This window comes from Parasphingomonas halimpatiens, from assembly GCF_036663795.1.
In the GTDB taxonomy this organism is placed as follows: Bacteria; Pseudomonadota; Alphaproteobacteria; order Sphingomonadales; family Sphingomonadaceae; genus Sphingomonas.
On the sequence record NZ_JAXOJP010000010.1, the window covers coordinates 21,748 to 39,895 of the forward strand.

General features: G+C 67.4%; 18 protein-coding genes. 3 read left to right on the top strand and 15 right to left on the bottom strand.

Going from position 1 to position 18,148, the window contains the following annotated elements:
- The first annotated feature begins 55 nt into the window (after positions 1–55).
- Positions 56–2,692, top strand: coding sequence for a glycoside hydrolase family 3 C-terminal domain-containing protein (locus U1839_RS12195; RefSeq protein ID WP_332803897.1), 2,637 nt, complete (start codon positions 56–58; stop codon positions 2,690–2,692).
- A 104-nt stretch (positions 2,693–2,796) separates the two neighbouring features.
- Here U1839_RS12195 and U1839_RS12200 read toward each other — a convergent pair whose 3' ends face one another.
- The 3 genes from U1839_RS12200 to recO form a co-directional block, all read right to left on the bottom strand.
- Positions 2,797–3,897 (bottom strand): glycosyltransferase, encoded by a 1,101-nt coding sequence (locus U1839_RS12200; RefSeq protein ID WP_332803898.1) that lies wholly within the window; start codon positions 3,895–3,897, stop codon positions 2,797–2,799.
- Positions 3,894–4,937, bottom strand: a complete 1,044-nt coding sequence (gene leuB, locus U1839_RS12205) for a 3-isopropylmalate dehydrogenase (protein WP_332803899.1) — start codon at positions 4,935–4,937, stop codon at positions 3,894–3,896. The genes U1839_RS12200 and leuB overlap by 4 nt, the downstream gene beginning before the upstream one ends.
- Before the next feature lie 147 nt (positions 4,938–5,084).
- The gene (gene recO, locus U1839_RS12210; protein ID WP_332803900.1) at positions 5,085–5,711 is read right to left on the bottom strand and encodes a DNA repair protein RecO; all 627 of its coding nucleotides are present in this window, start codon (positions 5,709–5,711) and stop codon (positions 5,085–5,087) included.
- Positions 5,712–5,986: 275 nt separating this feature from the next.
- On the opposite strand from recO, the gene U1839_RS12215 reads away from it, so the two are divergent.
- Entirely contained in the window at positions 5,987–7,060 is a 1,074-nt protein-coding gene (locus U1839_RS12215; protein WP_332803901.1) for a hypothetical protein, read from the top strand.
- Here U1839_RS12215 and U1839_RS12220 read toward each other — a convergent pair.
- The 4 genes from U1839_RS12220 to uvrC all read right to left on the bottom strand — a co-directional run bounded on the left by U1839_RS12220 (position 7,057) and on the right by uvrC (position 13,781).
- Complete coding sequence (locus tag U1839_RS12220) at positions 7,057–7,980, bottom strand: GNAT family N-acetyltransferase (RefSeq protein WP_332804014.1); 924 nt, start codon at positions 7,978–7,980, stop codon at positions 7,057–7,059. The two genes, U1839_RS12215 and U1839_RS12220, sit on opposite strands and share 4 nt — an antisense overlap.
- On the bottom strand, positions 7,980–8,918 hold the full coding sequence (locus tag U1839_RS12225) for a polysaccharide deacetylase family protein (protein ID WP_332803902.1): 939 nt from the start codon (positions 8,916–8,918) through the stop codon (positions 7,980–7,982). Before U1839_RS12225 ends, U1839_RS12220 begins: the two co-directional genes overlap by 1 nt.
- Positions 8,919–8,986: 68 nt before the next feature.
- Positions 8,987–11,779 carry a DUF3857 domain-containing protein gene (locus U1839_RS12230; protein ID WP_332803903.1) on the bottom strand — a complete coding sequence of 931 codons (2,793 nt, stop codon included), beginning with the start codon at positions 11,777–11,779 and terminating at the stop codon, positions 8,987–8,989.
- Between the two features lie 79 nt (positions 11,780–11,858).
- Complete coding sequence (gene uvrC / locus U1839_RS12235) at positions 11,859–13,781, bottom strand: excinuclease ABC subunit UvrC (protein ID WP_332803904.1); 1,923 nt, start codon at positions 13,779–13,781, stop codon at positions 11,859–11,861.
- Between the two features lie 69 nt (positions 13,782–13,850).
- On the opposite strand from uvrC, the gene U1839_RS12240 reads away from it, so the two are divergent.
- Positions 13,851–14,570 (top strand): SDR family oxidoreductase, encoded by a 720-nt coding sequence (locus U1839_RS12240; RefSeq protein ID WP_332803905.1) that lies wholly within the window; start codon positions 13,851–13,853, stop codon positions 14,568–14,570.
- Between the two features lie 51 nt (positions 14,571–14,621).
- Here U1839_RS12240 and U1839_RS12245 read toward each other — a convergent pair whose 3' ends face one another.
- The 8 genes from U1839_RS12245 to U1839_RS12280 all read right to left on the bottom strand — a co-directional run bounded on the left by U1839_RS12245 (position 14,622) and on the right by U1839_RS12280 (position 18,143).
- Positions 14,622–14,957, bottom strand: coding sequence for a hypothetical protein (locus U1839_RS12245; protein ID WP_332803906.1), 336 nt, complete (start codon positions 14,955–14,957; stop codon positions 14,622–14,624).
- Positions 14,958–15,037: 80 nt separating this feature from the next.
- On the bottom strand, positions 15,038–15,589 hold the full coding sequence (locus U1839_RS12250) for a F0F1 ATP synthase subunit B family protein (protein WP_332803907.1): 552 nt from the start codon (positions 15,587–15,589) through the stop codon (positions 15,038–15,040).
- Positions 15,582–16,076, bottom strand: a complete 495-nt coding sequence (locus tag U1839_RS12255) for a F0F1 ATP synthase subunit B family protein (protein ID WP_332803908.1) — start codon at positions 16,074–16,076, stop codon at positions 15,582–15,584. The genes U1839_RS12250 and U1839_RS12255 overlap by 8 nt, the downstream gene beginning before the upstream one ends.
- Before the next feature lie 15 nt (positions 16,077–16,091).
- Positions 16,092–16,307: a F0F1 ATP synthase subunit C gene (locus U1839_RS12260; protein ID WP_332804015.1), complete on the bottom strand. Its 216-nt coding sequence runs from the start codon at positions 16,305–16,307 to the stop codon at positions 16,092–16,094.
- Positions 16,308–16,362: 55 nt separating this feature from the next.
- Positions 16,363–17,145: a F0F1 ATP synthase subunit A gene (locus U1839_RS12265; protein WP_332803909.1), complete on the bottom strand. Its 783-nt coding sequence runs from the start codon at positions 17,143–17,145 to the stop codon at positions 16,363–16,365.
- Positions 17,142–17,426 (bottom strand): AtpZ/AtpI family protein, encoded by a 285-nt coding sequence (locus U1839_RS12270; RefSeq protein WP_332803910.1) that lies wholly within the window; start codon positions 17,424–17,426, stop codon positions 17,142–17,144. Before U1839_RS12270 ends, U1839_RS12265 begins: the two co-directional genes overlap by 4 nt.
- Before the next feature lie 154 nt (positions 17,427–17,580).
- Positions 17,581–17,961: a YdbL family probable chaperone protein gene (locus tag U1839_RS12275; RefSeq protein WP_332803911.1), complete on the bottom strand. Its 381-nt coding sequence runs from the start codon at positions 17,959–17,961 to the stop codon at positions 17,581–17,583.
- Positions 17,961–18,143 carry a YnbE family lipoprotein gene (locus tag U1839_RS12280; RefSeq protein ID WP_281127090.1) on the bottom strand — a complete coding sequence of 61 codons (183 nt, stop codon included), beginning with the start codon at positions 18,141–18,143 and terminating at the stop codon, positions 17,961–17,963. The genes U1839_RS12275 and U1839_RS12280 overlap by 1 nt, the downstream gene beginning before the upstream one ends.
- Positions 18,144–18,148 lie beyond the last annotated feature (5 nt).

Genomic DNA, 18,148 nt, shown 5'->3' on the forward strand with positions numbered 1-18,148 from the left:
GCGGCGCGAAGTTGCGTAGCTATTGCCGAAATACTCATACAATAGGACAGGCAGGATGAAAGCAGACATTCCGCTCCTTGCGATTCTCCTCGCCGCCGCGGCGCCGGCCCCGGCCGGCGCGCAGCCCCAGGCCGACGCGCGCGCCGCCGAGATCGTCGGGCGCATGACGCTCGACGAAAAGCTGCCGCAATTGCTCAATGTCGCGCCTGCCATCCCGCGGCTGAACATCCCGGCCTATAATTGGTGGACCGAGTCGCTGCACGGGGCACTCGGGCCTGTCCCGACCAGCAACTTCCCCGAGCCGATCGCCCTCGCCGCCAGCTTCGATGCGCCGCTGATTCACGATGTCGCCGGCGCGATCAGCGTCGAGGTGCGCGCGCTCCACACGCTCGGTCGGCAGACCGGGCGGCTCGGCCGAATCGGGACGGGGCTCGATACATGGTCGCCCAACATCAACATCTTCCGCGATCCGCGCTGGGGGCGCGGCCAGGAAACCTATGGCGAGGACCCGTTCCTTACCGCGTCGCTGGGTGTTGCCTTCGTCACGGGGATGCAGGGGCCGAACCCCGACCTGCCCGACGTGATCGCCACGCCAAAGCATTTCGCGGTTCACAGTGGACCCGAATCGACGCGACACATCGCCAATGTCTTCGTCTCGACGCATGACCTCGAAGATACGTACCTTCCTGCCTTCCGTGCCGCGATCACCGAGGGCCATGCCGGGTCGATCATGTGCGCCTATAATCGCATCGACGGCCAGCCGGCCTGCGCGAACGATCTCCTGCTGAAGGAGCATCTGCGCGGCGCCTGGGGTTTCAGCGGCTATGTCGTGTCCGACTGCGACGCGGTGAGAGACATTGCCGACTCCCACCATTATGCGCCCGATCCCGCAGCCGCTGCCGCCGTCGCGCTGAAGGCCGGCGTCGACAATGAGTGCCACACGGGAACGCTGGGCGACGTCGCCGGGTTGGAGCGGCGTTACCGCGAGGCGCTCGATCGAGGGCTGATCGCGGTGGCCGACATTGACCGGGCGTTGGTGCGGCTATTCTCGGCGCGGATACGCAACGGCGACCTGCCGGTGCTCGCCGGCGCTGCGGCGCGCGTCATTCCGACGTCCGCCATCGACACCGCCGCCCATCAGGCGCTCGCGCGCCAGGCCGCGAGCGAGGCGATGGTGCTGCTCAAGAATGACGGCATCCTGCCGCTGAAGCCTGGGCGCCGCATCGCGGTGATCGGCCCGCTCGGCGACGCAACCCGTGTCTTGCGGGGCAATTATTCGTCCGCCTTTTCCGCGCCACCGGTCTCGGTACTCGACGGTCTGCGCCAGGTCATGCCCGCCGCGCGGGTGACGTACGTCCCCTTCTCGCCCTCGCTGACGGATGGCGACCGTGTGCCGCGTGCCGCGCTACGCACCCCCGACGGCCAGCCCGGCGTGCGCGTGCGCTATTTCAATCCGGCCATGCCGGTTCCCGCGTTGATCGAGCCCGGCGAGATGGCGGCGACGCTGGCCGGAATCCGCTATCAGGACGCGCCGGTCGCGACGCGTATCGAGCCGGATGTCGGTGACTACAGCCTGGCCCTGCCCCAGCTCGCAACGCATCATCGCACCGAATGGACCGGCTTCCTCGTGCCGCCGGAAAGCGGCAGTTACAGGATCGGCCTTTCGGGCACGGGCGGCGTGCTCGTGTTCGACGGGCAAACGATCTCCGACCGACGCAAGGCGGCCTGGAACGACCTGCCGAGCCTGGCGACGCGTGCGCTCGTCGCAGGTCATCGCTATCCCTTCCGCGTCACTTCGGCGGGTGGCGCCGACCTTGTCTGGAAGCGCGTGTCGACCACCCCGCAGGCCGACCTCGTGCAGGCCGAAGCGGCGGCCGACGTGCTCGTTGCCGTGGTCGGGCTCACATCGGACCTCGAGGCCGAGGAGACACAGACGACGGTCCCGGGCTTTGCGGGCGGTGACAAGACCACGCTCGACCTGCCCGCCGATCAGGTTGCGATGCTGGAGCAAGCCAAGGCGACGGGCAAGCCGCTGATCATCGTGGCGATGAACGGCAGCCCGATCAATCTCGCCTGGGCCAAGGACAACGCTGCGGCGATCATCGAGGCGTGGTATCCGGGCCAGGCCGGTGGGCTCGCCATCGCCGATGTTCTCACGGGTCGCGTAAACCCGGCCGGCCGGTTGCCGCTCACCTTCTACAAGAGCGTCGCCGATCTGCCGCCCTTCGGTGACTATGGCATGGCTGGGCGAACCTACCGCTACTTCACCGGCACGCCGGTATATCCGTTCGGCTATGGCTTGAGCTTCACCCGCTTCGCCTATGCCCCGTTGACCGTAACGCCGGTGGCCGGTGGGGGCGCAGAAGGTGTCACCGTATCGACCGACGTCACCAACACCGGTCCGCGCGCGGGTGACGAAGTCGTGCAGCTCTATCTCAATTTCCCGGACCGCCCCGGCGCGCCGGGGATCGCGCTGCGCGGCTTTCAACGCCTGCCGCTCGCGCCGGGGGAGCATCGTCGCGTGACATTCCGCCTGACGCCGCGCGACCTGAGCGCCGTTACGGCCGAGGGCGCCCGCTTGGTGATGGCGGGGCGCTACCGCGTGACGATCGGTGCGGGGCAGCCGGACACCGGCGTTCCCGGCCAATCAGCCATATTCTCGATCGACCGGGATAATCCGCTTCCGCTGTAGAAGCTGGCGTGCTGTCGGCGCCACCAAGCGGCGGCGCCGACAGCAATGCCGATCAGGCGCCGTTCAGCGCACCCGCAGCTGACGGCGGGCCAAGTCCGGCCTGTTCAATACCGCCCCCACACAAAGCGTGACGACAGCGCATAATTCCACACCGCACCGACCAGCACGCCGATCATCGCCGAGACCGCCCATTCGCCCGACTGCACGTCGTGGAGGAAATGCGCGATGCCGACATTGGCGATGGCGCCGACCGAGCAGACCAAAGCGAACGACACCCAGCCGCCGAACAGCGCGCGTGCGCCCTTCAAGCGCAGCTCGCGATAGGTCAGCGCATTGTTGAGGAAGAAGTTGAAGGTCAGCGCGACCGCGGTCGCAATGATCTGGCCGGTGAGGAAACTGTAGTCGAGACCCTTATAGACTGCCGTCAGCACCGCCATGTGCAGGCCCAGCCCCAGCAGCCCGATCGCCGAGAACATCGCGAAACGCACCGGCACGACATGGCCGAACATCCGGTCGTATAGCGCGATGAGATATTCCATCGCCACGACATGGTCGAGCTTGCTCTCGCCCTCGGTGCGCAGGCGGAAGGTGTAGGGGATCTCGACGAATTTCAGCGGCTCGGGGCTGGTCGTCATGATGTCGAGCAGGATCTTGAAGCCGATCGCCGAGAGGTGATGCGTCAGGCGGCGAACGATGGCGGTGCGGATCATGAAGAAGCCGCTCATCGGATCATTGAGATCGGCCTTGAGCACGCCACGCGCGAGGCGGGTGGCGAAGGCCGATTTGGCGACGCGGTCATGGTCCCACTCGCCGGTGCCGCCGCCCGCTACGAAACGCGAGCCGACGACGAGATCGAGCGTCTCGTCGCGGTCGAGCGCGTCGAGCATCTTGGGCAGGATCGTCTCGTCATGCTGCAGGTCGCCGTCGATCACCGCGACGCACGGCGCGGCAGTCGCGCACATGCCTTCGATGCAGGCGGTCGACAGGCCACGCCGGCCGATACGCTGCACGACGCGAACGCGGTGGTCGGTGCGGCCGATCGCGCGCGCTGCATCGGCGGTGCCGTCGGGGCTGTCGTCGTCGACGAAAATTGCTTCCCAGGCGCGACCCGCGAGCGCGGCGTCGAGCTTGGCCACCAGCACGGGCACGTTGCGCACCTCGTTGAAGGTCGGGATGACGATGGCGAGTTCGAGCGGGCGGGTCACAGCCGGGCGAGCACCGCATCGCCCATCGCACGGGTCGACAGGCCACCGCCGAGATCGGCGGTGCGCGCGCCGGCGGCGATCGCCGCGCCGACCGCTGCCTCGATGCGGTCGGCCGCCGCCGCCATGCCGAGCGAATAGCGCAGCATCATCGCGGCGGAGAGGATCGCCGCGCTGGGATTGGCCTTGCCCTGCCCGGCGATGTCGGGCGCGCTGCCATGGATCGGCTCGTACAGGCCCTTGCCGGCAGCATCGAGCGAGGCGGACGGGAGCATGCCGATCGAACCGACGCACATGCTCGCCTGGTCGGACAGGATATCGCCGAACAGATTGCCGGTGACGATGACGTCGAACTGGCCGGGGTTGCGCACGAGCTGCATCGCGGCGTTATCGACATACATGTGTGACAGCGCGATGTCGGGATATTGCGCCGAGGTTTCGATGACGATGTCGCGCCACAGCTGCGAGGTTTCCAGCACATTGGCCTTGTCGACCGAGCAGAGCTTGCCGCGCCGCCGCGCCGCCGCCTGAAAACCGGCATGCGCGATGCGCGACACCTCGGCCTCGTCATAGCTCATGATGTCATAGCCCTGGCGCAGCCCGGTCGGCGTGGTGCGCATGCCTTTCTCGCCGAAATAGACGTCGCCGTTGAGTTCACGGACGATCAGCAGGTCGATCGCCTGAGCGACCTCTGGGCGCAGTGCGGAAGCGTCTTCGAGCCCCGGGAACAGCTTGGCCGGGCGAAGATTGGCGAACAGTGCCAGTTCCTTGCGCAGGCCGAGAATCGCCTGTTCGGGACGCAGCGCGCGCTCGAGGCTGTCGCAGGTCGGATCACCGACCGCGCCGAACAGGACCGCGTCGGCGCGGCGCGCGAGATCGAGCGTGGCCTGCGGCAGCGGGTGGCCGGTCGCGTGATAGGCGGCGCCACCGACGAGCGCTTCCTCGAAGGTCAGATCGAGATCGAGTGCTTCGAGCACGCGCAGCGTCTCGGCGATGACTTCGGGGCCGATGCCGTCGCCGGCAAGCAGGGCTATGAGTGCCACAAAAACTCCGTTCGGGTTGAGCCTGTCGAAGCCCTGCCCCTCCTGCCACCCGCACAGGAAGAACGGCCGTTGACCTTCGGTCGCCTTCGGCTCGGCGAGCTCAGGGCGAACGACTGATGGGGGTGCCCTTTGCCGGGGCGGCCCGCGTCACGCAACCGCTCTCTTGAGGCGGTCGATCAGCAGTGAACGCGCCATCAGCGGGTCGCCGCGCCGATCGGCGAGGATGTCGGCCTCAAGTGCTTCGCCGGTAATGCGCAGCGCGGCGAGGATATCGACCCATTCGCCCGGCGCGCCGCTGGTCTGGAAGGGCGGCAGTGCGCCCGGTTCGAGACCATAACCGAGTTGGGCGAGCAGTAGCAGTTCGTAGCGCGCCAGCGCCGCCGCCCAGCCGCGCGCCGCCGGCGCCGCCTCGATCGCGCCGATCACGCCGCCCAGGGCGTCGTAGAGGCGTGGGTAAGGCTGGCCCTCGGGCAACGCCACCGCGGTCAGCACGGTGACCCATTCGAGCGCGGCGGCGGGCAACGGCTCCGCATGGAGCATCGCGCGGCTGCGGATCAGCTCGACGCTGAGCTGAGCGAGCTGGTCGTCGGTGCGTGCGCGCCATTCGCCGAGCACGAGATTGGCCGGCTGCAGGATCGGGCGCACCCGGAGCGAGCGGCCGCCGCGGACATAGCCGGCGATCATGCCGCGCTCCGCCGTCATCGCGCGCACGACGGCGCCATGCTCGCCATGGGTGCGGACGGCGAGGATCAGGGCTTCGGCGCGGAGCTGCATCGGCGCGGTGTAGCCGCTGGCGGCGGGTGCGGCTATCGTGGTGATATGGGGGAAGTGGGGATGGTGGCGGTGGTAAGACGGTATCACTCGAACAGCGAACGATCTCCTTTAGCCCCTGCCCTTCAGGGGAGGGGTTGGGGTGGGGTTTCTCCCAGAGCGCTGCGCTTGCGGGACGGCCCCACTCCCTACCCAGCTGCGGGTGAACGGCGCCCCGCGCCGTTCAGGTCATGCCGGGGGCATGACCGACCCGCAACTCCTGAAGGGGAGGGGCTATGATGGGTCGCTGGTTGGTCGTCGTTGCGACCACGTGGTTCGCGCTCATCGCCTTGCCCGCCTATGGCCAGACGCTAACACCACCCTCCCCGCCCATCTGCCGCATGGTCGGCGACGTGGCGAGCCGCGACGGCGTGCCCGCCTTCATCCGCATCGACCCGGCCGCCGCCGTGCGGCTGGCAGAAATCGGGCTCGACCGCGCGGCGATCTTTGCGCGGATGCACGACACCTCGATCCCCGAGACGATAGGTTGCTGGGCGATGCCGACGGGCAATTTCGACAGCCAGCTGATCTCGGTCGGCATGGCGCAGTGGAATTTCGGTACCGGCAGCCTGCAACCCGTGTTGGCGCGGTGGAAAAAGGGCTTTCGTTCGGGCCATCGCTTCAAGCAGGCATTGAAGGTGCTGGCGCCGAGCTATGGCAAGCTGCTCTTCTCGCGCGATTGCCGCGCGGTGCCGGTCGGCGACAAATGCCGCGCGGCAATCCTCGCGGCGGAAGATACAACCGGCCGCCTCAATAATGTGCTCGAGGCGGAGCTGCGCGCGATCTTCGAGAGCGACGAAATGCTCCAGGTCCAAGCCGACAGCTATGTCGAGCTGCTAGACGCGGTGCGGCTCGACCTGCTGCGCGTCTTCCCGACGGGGCCGATCACGATGCGCAAGGTGCGCTGGGCGATCGACACGCGCGTCCAGCAGGGCGGGCTGCCCGGCGACGAGGATATCGCCCGGCTGCGCACGAAGCTCGCCGCGCTGCCCGGGGCGGAGCGCTGGCCGCGGCTGCGCGCGATCTTCGACTGGTATGAGGCGCTGAGCGGGACGATCGACGAGGACGGCATAGCGCGCGACCATGCGTGGAACAGCGCGCAGTGGCGCTGCCTGGTCGATACCGGGGCGATCGACCCAGAGCAATATGAGCTGCTCAACCTGACCTTCCTGCGCAGCCGCACCGCGATCGGCAATAGCGGGCGGTGGCAGGCGCTGACCTTTCAGCGCCGCGCGAAGATCATTCTCGGGGTCGGCAGCGTCAGCGGGGTGCGCGACGGCGCGTGCCGCACGGCAGGCGTCGGCGCGCCTTAGTGCATGCCCGGCGCGCCGCGCACGACACGCGCAACGCGATCGATCCCGAGCCGCATCGCGCCATGCCGGCCCAGCGCGGTAGCGCGATCGACCGCGGTCAGTGCCACCGCTGCGATATGATGCGCGAGCGACGGGCGCAGCAGCAGCAGGTCGAGACACGCCACACCGCCGATCGCGCAGGGCCCCTTGCGGCATTGCGCGCCCTCGGCAAAGTCGAACCGCGTCGGGCACCGTTCGGCGAACAGATCGCGCATGATCTCGACCTGCAGCACGCCTTCCGGATCGAAATCGGCGAACGCCGGGTCGCAGGCGGCATATTGGCGCACGACCGTGCCGGCATCGATGGTCGCGTAGAGGAAGGCGGCGGGCTCGCCGGCGATGTGCAGCACCCAGCCGCGTGCCAGCCCCGCCGTCGCATCGGCCATCATGCGCCGTAGAAAGGCGGGATCGTCGGGTATGGCATCGCCGCTCAGGCGCTGACGGTAAGTGCGCAGCGACAGGCGGTGCGCCACGTCGTGGAATTGCGCCAGTTCGTGCGGCGTGCGAAAACGCCGCAGCGCGATCGTTCCCCCTGACACGCTGGCGATCCGCGCGGTGTTGCGCGTCACGGCGCGGCGCAGCTCTTCGCCAAGCCGTTGCCAGTAATCCGAAAAGCCCGCCGACAGATCGACCCAGTGACGCGTGTAGCGCTGCCGCGTCACCGCGATCATCGTGTCGGCGCCGAACCCCATCGCGGCGCGGCGATCTTCCGGTAATGAGGTGACGAGATAGCCCGGTGCCTGGCGCGGCAGGGCCGGGAGCATCGGGACACGGCCGTCCAGCACCTCGGCGAGCGACAGCGGGACACGAACCATATCACGCTGGAGCGCCGCCAGCGCTTGCGGCCCGACGCGCGGTCGCGCTGACTGCGCGCGCGCCATCACGCGGCGCGTTCCTCGACCATGGTCGACCATAATTGCTCGGCCTGGCGCCAGCCGGTGCGAAGATGATGCGGTTCGAGCGGCGCGTCGCGCTGGCCGAGGCGCAGCGCCGGACGCTGGTCGAAACGGCAGGTCGGCAGCGTCTCGCGGCGCGCGGCAAGCATCGCGCACACGGCCTCGAAGCGGCTGACATGAATGGCGTTGCCACGCGTCGCGGCGCGATTGGCGAGCACAGCGGTATCGCAGACGATCGTCACGGCGGCGTGGTCGTTGGCCTCGGCATGATCGAGCGCGGCGCTCATCTCCCCGGCCGAGAGGGCGTCGACGCGCAAGGCGCGCAACGACCCGGCTCCCTCGTCGATCAGCGTGACCGGGACCTCTACGACGCCGCCATGCGCTACCGGCGCCATGCCGCGCGACTCTGCGCCGGATACGCTCGCATCGCGGCTTGAATCATAAGCGAAGCCCAGCGCGTCCAGCGTGCGGAGCGTGCCGGCATTGGCGCTGAAGCCACCGGCCCGGAAGGCGATAGGCGACGGCGCTCCCGCAGCGACGAGCAGGTCGCGGGCGCCGATGATGAGGTCTTGCTGTTCCTCCGCCGTATAGTCGGCCAGCGCATGGCGGCCATGTTGCGCGCCGCCGTCGCCCGCCACCGCACCGGCCCAGGCCGGATGGAGCAACAACTGCACGTCCTGCCCCGCATCGAGCACCGTGTCGACGATGCGGCGGACGGGATCGAGGCCGAACAGCAGCGCCGGCATCGGATCGACGAAGAAGGTGGCGTGCAAGCCATGGTGTGCAAGCCGGGCGATCTGGAAGCTCAGCCCGACACCGGCCGGTTCGATCGCGTGTTCGAAGATTGCCGGCGGCACCAGCCGCTCGGCATGGTGACGCCACTGCAAGGCAGCGTCGACGGTGAGGAAGACGGGCGTGGTCACCCGTCATGGCGTAGAATCCGATGGTGAAGAATTCGCAAACTGCGGATTAAGCGCGCCTTACCGTCCGCTCACGGCACGATGCCATATTTGGCGTAATCGCGATCGACGCGGGGTGAAATCAGGCGGGCCGCGGCAAGATCGGCCTCGCCAGTCTTGTCGCTCTGGCGTTTGTGGATCACGCCGCGCATGAACAGGCTGGCGGCGAGCGCCGGATTGAGTTCGAGCGCGGCGTTGAGATCGGTCAACGCGTCGTCGAAGCGGTTGAGCCGGAAATATACCATCGCGCGGCTGTCGAGCGCCGACACCGCCGAGCTGCCGAGTTCGATCGACTGGGTGCAATCCTTCAGCGCGGTATCGAGCGACACGTTGAGCGTGCCCTTCAGCCAGCAGCGCATGTTGAGCAGCGACGGGTTGCCCGGGCTGGCCTCGATCGCGTCGTCGATCGCGGCGATCGCGCCATCCCGGTCGCCGCTCTGCGCCAGCAGGTCGGCCTTGGTGCGCAGATAACTCGCCTTGTCCTTGCCGCCCTCGTCGATGCGCGGCTGGACGAGCGCGAGCGCCGCATCCTTGTGGCCCTGATCGGCTTCGAGCCACGCCACGCGCGCCAGCGCATTTTGCGAGCCGGGATCGAGATCGAGCGCCGCCCTGGCATCGGCCAGCGCCAGGGCACTCTCGCCCAGCGCATCATGGACGCTCGAGCGACGCAGATAGGCATCGGCCGTCGCGGCAATGGCGATGGCGCGGTCGAGATCGGCAAGCGCGGCGCGCCGGTCGAAGGTGCCGATGAGGAACGACGCGCGCGCCAGATACGGGCCGGCCTCGTCGGGCTTGTCCGCGATCTTCGCCGCATAGAGCGCGAGCACCTGATCGAACTGGTGCGCGCGCTTCGCCGCGACGATCGCCACCCACGGCGCGGGATAGCCCGGGGCGCTGCTCACGCGCAGCAACCGGCGCTGTGCCGCGGCGAGGCGCGCGCGCTCGGAGAGGATGTCGGCCGGCGCGATCTCGGCCCCGGTCTCCTGAACGCCATCCTCGACCGTCACCACGCTGCCTACGAGTGTCGCGCCGCGCTGGATCCGCACACCGGCGATCGTCTCGTCGAGCTTCAGGTCGCCGTCGAGCGAGAAACCGGCGCCGCCGCCGGGCAAGTGGATCCGTGTGGTCGACAGGCTGAAATGCGGACGGCCGGTTGCGACCGGAATATCCTTCCACGCCGGCCGCGACCGATCCGCCGAGAAGCGGCGCGCGCCGATCGAGCGATCGAGCGTCGCGCGATAGCGCTTCTCCTCATGCTCCCATGATGGGAAAGCGACGCCCTTGATCGCCAGCGTCGCGGTGCCGGCAACCGCGTCGAAGGTCAGCGTGTGCGAGGCAACGAAACCCGATCCGACCGCGCCATTCGCGACGAGATCGGCCATCTTGTCGCGCTCGTCCTTGCTGCCCTGCGCCGACAGCGTGCGCAGCGAATCGGCGATCGCGCCGCGCACCGTGACGCTGGCGACGAACGGCGCGGGCAGATCGATCCCGGCGCTTTCGTCGATGTCGACGGTCGCCACGGCGTCGGGGCGGGTGCGCGGGCGCAGCGGCACGGCGAGCAGCGCGGCGCCGGTGCTGCGCAGCGGCAGCACCCAGCGGAATGGCGGAACGTCGTGGATATCCTCGAGATGCGCGCCGCGATCGGTGCCGTCGAGCCACAGATCGTCGTCGCCGACCTTTGCGCGGACCAGCACATGGTTGAACGCACCGGCACTCGGCAGGCGTTCCGACACCAGGTCGCCGAGCTCGATATTGGCCAGCACCGGCTCGGCCTCGATCTTGAGCGCGTGCAGGATGGCGAGCAGCAGCAGCGTCTTCGCCTTGCAATCGCCATAGCGCAGCGCCCAGGTCTGGGTCGGCGTCTGCGGCACGTAATTGCCGCCCTCCAGCCCCTTGTAGAGATAACGCACCTTGCCCTGGACGAGCGCCAGTGCGAGCGCGGCGCGTTTCAGCGGATCGCTTTCCGCCGTGGCGATGCGATCCACCTCTCCGGCAAGCGGGCTACCCGGCGCGATCAGTCCCTCGGTCGCGTACAAGGGCGCCATCACGCGCGACACGCTCGGCCAGTCGGTAAAGCTCGACGCCTCGATCGCCGGCGGCTTGCGATAGCGCAGCGGCGCATCGGCCGGCAGGTCGGGCTGTTTGGGCAGGATGCCGTTGAGCGTCAGTTCGTGCCATCCGCCTTTGTCGCTCAGCACCGGCGCCGCGCCGGTGGGATAGGCGCGCCAGTGGAGATCGGTGCCGTCGCGCCACAACAGCCGCGTGCCGACATAGCCGACCTTGAGCGGCGCGATCGCCAGCCCGGCATTGGCCTGGACATTGCCCTTGAGCGCGGGGTCGCGGTTGGTGGTCGAAAAAGCGATGTCGAGCACGTCGCCGACGCGCAGCCCCTCGACCGCCAGCGTCGCGGTGAGCATGCCGTTGATCTGCAGCTGCTCGAGCTGCTGTTCGCGGCGCAGCACGGTGAAGCGGCTGCCGGCCTTGAGCAGATCGATCCGCTCGCCGCCGCGCAGGATATCGACGCGGTGGACAATCAGGTCGCCATGATCGGGAAACCAGGCCAGCTTGGCGGTGCCGATCCGCGCCAGCGCATCGTCGGAGGCGGCGCGCATCGCGGTCTCGCGATAGGTCCAAACCTCACCGCCGTCGAAGCGTTGCTGCGTATCGTTGATCAGCGCGATCGGCGCATCGTCGCCGAGTTTCGCCATATCGACCGGCGGGGCGGGCTTGATCCAGTCCGGCGCCGGCAGATAGCGCGGCGCATCGCTGGCATGGGCAGCACCGGCGGCAGACAGAAGGCTGCCGATAATTGCCGGACGGATCATGTCGTTACCCCCAGATGTGCCGGCCGGAGCCTAACCGCCACGCGCGCGCACGCATAGTGACGATTGGTTCAGAATGGTGTCAGCGCGTGTGAAAGAAGTCGTGGATCTGCTGCGCCACGCCGGCCGAGACGCCCGGCGCCTTTTGCAGGTCCTCGAGGCTCGCGCCGCGCACCGCGCGCGCGGTGCCGAAATGCATCAACAGCGCCTTTTTGCGCGCCGGGCCGATCCCCGGCACGTCGTCGAGCGGACTGCTGACGATGCCCTTGGCGCGTTTGTCGCGGTGCGCGCCGATCGCGAAACGATGGACCTCGTCGCGCAGTCGCTGGAGGTAGAACAGCACCGGCGCATTGACCGGCAGCTGGAACTCGCGGCCGTCCATCATGTGAAACACCTCGCGCCCGTCGCGGCCATGATGCGGCCCCTTGGCGATGCCGACCAGGCACACATCCTCGATGCCCATTTCCTCCAGCACGGCCTTGACCGCGTTGAGCTGCCCGCGCCCGCCATCGATCAGCACGAGATCGGGCCAGTCGCCGCCGTCGCGATCAGGGTCCTCGGTCAGCGCACGGGCGAAGCGGCGCGAGAACACCTCGCGCATCATCGCGAAATCGTCGCCCGGTTTGGTCTCGGGGTTCTTGATGTTGAACTTGCGATACTGGCCTTTGCGGAAACCCTCGGGGCCCGCGACGACCATCGCGCCGAGCGCGCTGGTGCCCTGGATATGGCTGTTGTCATAGATCTCGATGCGGTCGGGCGGCTCGGCCAGCCCGAACAACTCGGCGACCTCGCGCAGCAGCCTGGCCTGCGTCGTGCTCTCGGCGAGGCGGCGGTCGAGCGCTTCCTCGGCATTGCGTTTCGCCTGATCGAGCAGCCGCTTGCGCGTGCCGCGCTGCGGCACCGACAGCTCGACCTTGCGCCCGGCGAGCTCGGTCAGCGCCTCGACGACCAGCGCCGCCTCAGGCACCTCGCGATCGACAAACACGGTGCGCGCCGGCGGCACCTCCTCGTAGAATTGCATCAGGAAACTCGACAGCACCTCGGCCTCGGGGATGTCGGCCGTGTGCGTCGGGAAGAAGCTGCGATGCCCCCAATTCTGCCCACCGCGGATGAAGAAGGCCTGGATGCCGATCGTGCCTTCCTTGCTCGCCAGCGCGAAGATGTCGGCGTCGCCCAGCCCCTCGGCGTTGATCGCCTGGCTACCCTGGATGAAGGTCAGCGCGCGCAGCCGGTCGCGCAGCATCGCGGCGAGCTCGAAATCCATCGCCTCGGCCGCCGCCTGCATCTGTCCGGCAAGCTTCGCCTGCACGCCCGTCGCCTTGCCGGCGAGGAAGTCCTCGGCGTCGGACACCAGCTCGGCATAGCCCGCCTCGTCGATCCGGCCCGTGCACGGCGCGGAACAGCGCTTGATCTGGTAGAGCAGGCATGGCCGGTCGCGATTCTTGAAGAAGCTGTCGGTGCAACTCCGCAACAGGAACAGTTTCTGCAACGCATTCAGCGTGTTGTTGACCGATCCTGCGCTGGCGAAGGGACCGTAGTAATTGCCCTTGGCCTTGCGCGCGCCGCGATGCTTCTGGATCCGCGGAAACTCATGATCGGCGCGTAACAGGATGAAGGGGAAGCTTTTGTCGTCGCGCAGCAACACATTGTAGGCCGGTCGATAGCGCTTGATCAGCTGCGCCTCGAGCAGCAGCGCCTCGGCCTCGTTATTGGTCGTGACGATGGTCATCGCGCGGGTCTGCGCGACCATGCGCTGAAGCCGCTTGGGCAGGCGATCGACCTGGGTATAGTTGGTCACGCGGTTCTTGAGCGCGCGCGCCTTGCCGACATACAGCACGTCGCCGCGCGCATCGAGCATGCGGTAGACGCCGGGCCGCGCCGGCAGCGTCTTCAAGACATTTCGGATCGCCGCCACGCCGGCTTCGAGGTCGGGCGTCTCCGTCCCGCGTACTGTGTAGGTGGATTTGTCCTCGTTGAAACGGTCGGGTGCATTGGGGGATGACATGGTCCTCAGTTAGGACTCCGGCCCGGCCGCGACAACGGCTATATCGGTCCGCGAACAGGGAGCGACGCGATGCAACTGGCAGGCAAGACGGCGCTGGTGACGGGCGGTTCCGATGGGATCGGGCTGGCGATCGCGCGTGCACTCAAGGCGGCAGGCACCAGCGTGATCGTCGTAGGCCGCAACGAAGCGCGGCTCGCCGCTGCCACGGCCGAGGGTTTCGAAGCGATCGCGGCCGATCTCGCCGGTGAAGCGGGTTGTGCGGAGCTGTTGCAGGCGCTCGGCGAACGAACGATCGACATCCTGGTCAACAATGCCGGGATGGGCAGCAATTTCGATGTCGACGCGCCGATCGACCTTGTCGCGACCGATCGCTGCATCTTCCTCAACCTCAACGCACCGATCCGGCTGATCGTCGCCTTGCTCGACCGGCTTCGGGCGCGACCGGCGGCGATGATCGTCAACGTCACGTCAGGCCTGGCGATCGCGCCCAGTGCGAGCACGCCGGTCTATTGCGCGACCAAGGCCGGCCTGCGCAGCTTTACCATGGCGCTACGCGCGCAGTTGAAAAGCTCGCATGTCCATGTGCTGGAAGTGCTGCCGCCGGTCGTCGAAACACGCATGACGGCGGGCAACAATCACAGGAAAATGTCCGCAGTGGAATGCGCCCGTCAGGTCGTCGCGGCGATGGCCACCGGGCGCAACGAGGTCAATGTCGGCATGACGCGGTGGCTGCGGCTTGCCTACAGCCTTTCGCCCGCCTTCGCGAGGCGCGTGATGCTGCGCTACTGAAGGTACCGACGGTACGACGGCGCCACAGGAGCCGCCGCACCGCCCATGGCGTTACTTGATCGCGGCGAGGTCGGTCGCGACCTTGGTCAGGCGCTCCGGCGTCAGCTTGTCGGGCGCGAAGCCGGCGACCTGATTCAGCGACATCGACTTGAACATGTCGTACTTGTCGTTGGTGGTCAGGCCGGGAAGGTCGGTGTCGAGCACCTGCTTGGCGGAGGTGTCGGCAACGAGCGTCTCGATCGGCGAATCGAGCGTGAACTTGGCGGCGGCGGCGGGTGCCGCAGCAGCGGGCGCTGGCGTGGCGGCAGGAGCCGGCGTCGCGGTCTGCGCCAATGCCGGCGCAGCGGTCAGCGCGACCAAGGCGGCGCAGCAGGTGAAGAGCTTCATGAGGTTTCTTTCCGAGCTAGGCACGGCGCGAATCGCCGCCCGGGCCGGAACATAGCCGTTCCGCGCGCCGCGCGGAACGCTCAGTTGGGGCGGCCCAGCCCGGCGATGGTGCGGTCGACCAGCGCCTTGTCGGCTGCCGCGCCATGCTGCTCGGCGATGATCGCCGCAGCAGCCCGGACGGCCGCATCGGCGACCGTGGAACGAATTTCGGCGATCGCACCGCGCTCGGCGGCGGCGATCTTGTCGTCGGCCATCTTGCGGCGACGCTCGATCAGTTCCTTGGCGTCAGCCTCGGCCTTGACCAGCAGCGCCTTGGCTTCCGCCTCGGCATGCGCGACGATCGCCGCGGCATCGCCGACGCTGGCAGCGCTGCGTGCCTTGGCATCGGCCAGCACGGCCTCCGCCTCGCTGCGGAGCCGTTCGGCTTCGTCGAGTTGGCTGCGGATCGTCGCAATCCGGGCGTCCAGCGCCTTGGCGACGATCGCCGGCACTTTTTTCCACAGCATGATCGCGATGACGACCAGCATCGACAAGGCGACCCAGCCGGACGCGGAGATACCCAGCGCCGTCGGCTCGGCATGCAATTCGACAACGCCGCCCTGGGCGACGGTCTGCGCGACGTGTTCAGCCATGTGCCAGTTCCGCCTTGACCTTGGCCGCCGCAGTGGCGCGGTCGACCTTCACGCCCGACAATTTGGCAACGATGTCCTGCACAGCATCGACCGTAGCAGCCTCGATCTCGGCCATCGCAGCGGTACGCGATGCACCGATCCGGCTAGCCGCATCGGCCACGGCCGTCGTCAGCTTGGCGTCGCCTGCCTTGACCCGCTTCTCGGCTTCCGCCGTCGCCTTGACCTTGGCCTCGGTGACGTCGCGCAGCGCGGTGGAGCGTGCTGCGTCGAGCCCGGCATGATAATCATGGTCGAGCGTCGATGCCGCAGCCCTGGCGGCTTCCGCCGCGTCGAGATCCCCCTTGATGCGGGCGTCACGATCATCGATCGTGCGCTCGATCCGGGGGACCATCGCACGACCGATCCCGAAATAGATCAGCGCGAAAACGATCGCGAGCCAGAATAGCTGCGAGGCGTAGATTTCGCCGATCTGGGAAAGCTGAGGCATCGAGGTCGCTCTTGCTTACTTCTTGACGACGAAGAGGATCAGGATCGAGACCACGAACGCGATCAGACCGAGAAGCTCCGACGCCGCGAAGCCGATGAACAGGCGACCCTGCTGACCGTCAGCAGCCGAAGGATTGCGCAGCGCGCCTTCGAGGAACGAACCGAACACGTTGCCCACGCCGAGCGCGGCAAGGCCGATGCCGATCGCGGCGAGGCCAGCGCCGATGTACATTGCACCAAGATCAGTCATTTCAAGCTCCTAGCAAAATCAACAAAACAACAATGACTTAGTGCAGATGCACCGCGTCGTGGAGGTAAAGCGAGGTAAGCAGCGCGAACACATAGGCCTGAATCGCGCACACCAGCAATTCAAGCGCGCTCACGCCGATGATCATCACGAAGCTGAGACCGCTGACGAGCCAGCCAAGCGGGCCGCCGGCGTTGATGCCCTGGACGACGAAGCTGCCGAACACTTCGAGCAGGATGTGCCCGGCGGTCATCGCGACGAACAGTCGCAGGCCGAGGCTGAACGGACGCACCAGGAACGACAGCAGCTCGACCGGCGGGATCAGCCACAATAGCCAGGCCGGCGTTCCGTGCGGGACGAACAGCGAGAGGAAATGGAAGCCATGCTTCCACAGCCCCACCGCCAGAACGATGCCGAACGACACGAAGGCGAGCACCGCAGTCACCGTGATGTGGCTCGTCACGGCGAAGGTATGGAAGCCGGGGATGATCGCGATCGGCATCACGCCGACGAGATTGGCGAACAGGATGAAGAAGAACAGCGAGAAGATGTACGGCGCGAATTTCTTGCCGCCCTCGCCGATATTGACCGACACCATATTGTCGATGAAGCCGATCATGCTCTCGACCGCAACCTGCCAACGGCCCGGGACCAGCTGACGCTTCAGCCCGCCCGACACGAAGGCCGCGAGCAGCACGAACACGACGACCATGAACAACGCCGAGTTGGTGAACGAGACGTCGTAGCCGAAGAGCGTGAGATGATGGCCGAGCACGGGCTCGACCATGAACTGCTCCATCGGGTCGATCTTGCCGGCGCTCATTCGGCGCGCTCCTTCGAAATGCGGAAGATGTTGCGAAAGGCCGCGATCACGCCGAGCGCGAGCAGGACCAGCAGGATCCAGGGCGACGTGCCGAACCAGCGATCGAGCACCCAGCCGATCAGTGCGGCACCGGTGGGTACGCCGATCAGCTCCGCGAGCACGCGCGAACCCTGACCATAGCCCTTCGGTGCCGGCGCAACGCCACCGACGCGTGCCTGCTCAGTCGCACGCGCTTGCGCGATACGCTGGTCAAGGTCGTCGTTCTGGCGATCGTCAGCCAAGGTGGATCACATCCTGATAAGAAAACGCCGCCTCACCTTGCGGCGGGCGACGAGGAACATGGGGTCGAGCCCCCGTTGCGGCGCCCGTTTAGAAAGGGCACCGCACCGAGTCAACCGTTGCGGGAGGTGGCCGCAGCTATCGCGAGCGATGCGCTCAGATGCAGCGCGGATCGCGCTCGGGCGCGGCGCTCGTCCGTGTCTTCCACTCGCCGCTCGGCGCCTTGTATTTCTCGCCCGGGGCAGTCTTGGCGATCAGGTTACAGCCCGACACGAAGGCGAACTGTTCGATCGTCGCCCCGGACCCTGCGCCGCGCGTATAAGCCGCCTTGCGCTGGATGTTGATGCCGTTGACCAGCTTGTGGATCTCGGGCGAGCCGTCGCCGACCACGCCGAGATAGCCATCGGGCTGCTCGCCCACCTCGCCGGCGGCGCGCGCGGCGGCATAGGCAGGGTCGCGTGCCTGGGCCAGCGCGGTCCCGGCGCACAGCGACATCGCGCCGAGCGCGATGATGATACGGGCATGGGTCTTGGTCATCAAAAGATTCCCGGATTCTGCTGGATCAATGTCTTCGCCTCACCATCGAGGCGGTAGACGACCGCCTGGGTGATGGTGATGTTGAGGTTGATCACGATCGGCTTGTCGGGCGCCGTCACATTGACGCATCCGCTGGTCAAACCTGCCGCCGCAAGCACGGCTATCGCGATCACCCTGTTCATCACCT

Bases quoted from the DNA above. Each gene is read 5' to 3' on its own strand.
- U1839_RS12280 (WP_281127090.1), bottom strand. From the start codon at position 18,143: ATGAACAGGGTGATCGCGATAGCCGTGCTTGCGGCGGCAGGTTTGACC.
- U1839_RS12265 (WP_332803909.1), bottom strand. From the start codon at position 17,145: ATGAGCGCCGGCAAGATCGACCCGATGGAGCAGTTCATGGTCGAGCCC.
- U1839_RS12215 (WP_332803901.1), top strand. From the start codon at position 5,987: ATGGGTCGCTGGTTGGTCGTCGTTGCGACCACGTGGTTCGCGCTCATC.
- U1839_RS12220 (WP_332804014.1), bottom strand. From the start codon at position 7,980: ATGGCGCGCGCGCAGTCAGCGCGACCGCGCGTCGGGCCGCAAGCGCTG.
- U1839_RS12275 (WP_332803911.1), bottom strand. From the start codon at position 17,961: ATGACCAAGACCCATGCCCGTATCATCATCGCGCTCGGCGCGATGTCG.
- uvrC (WP_332803904.1), bottom strand. From the start codon at position 13,781: ATGTCATCCCCCAATGCACCCGACCGTTTCAACGAGGACAAATCCACC.
- U1839_RS12240 (WP_332803905.1), top strand. From the start codon at position 13,851: ATGCAACTGGCAGGCAAGACGGCGCTGGTGACGGGCGGTTCCGATGGG.
- U1839_RS12260 (WP_332804015.1), bottom strand. From the start codon at position 16,307: ATGTACATCGGCGCTGGCCTCGCCGCGATCGGCATCGGCCTTGCCGCG.
- recO (WP_332803900.1), bottom strand. From the start codon at position 5,711: ATGCAGCTCCGCGCCGAAGCCCTGATCCTCGCCGTCCGCACCCATGGC.
- U1839_RS12250 (WP_332803907.1), bottom strand. From the start codon at position 15,589: ATGGCTGAACACGTCGCGCAGACCGTCGCCCAGGGCGGCGTTGTCGAA.
- U1839_RS12195 (WP_332803897.1), top strand. From the start codon at position 56: ATGAAAGCAGACATTCCGCTCCTTGCGATTCTCCTCGCCGCCGCGGCG.
- U1839_RS12255 (WP_332803908.1), bottom strand. From the start codon at position 16,076: ATGCCTCAGCTTTCCCAGATCGGCGAAATCTACGCCTCGCAGCTATTC.
- U1839_RS12230 (WP_332803903.1), bottom strand. From the start codon at position 11,779: ATGATCCGTCCGGCAATTATCGGCAGCCTTCTGTCTGCCGCCGGTGCT.
- U1839_RS12245 (WP_332803906.1), bottom strand. From the start codon at position 14,957: ATGAAGCTCTTCACCTGCTGCGCCGCCTTGGTCGCGCTGACCGCTGCG.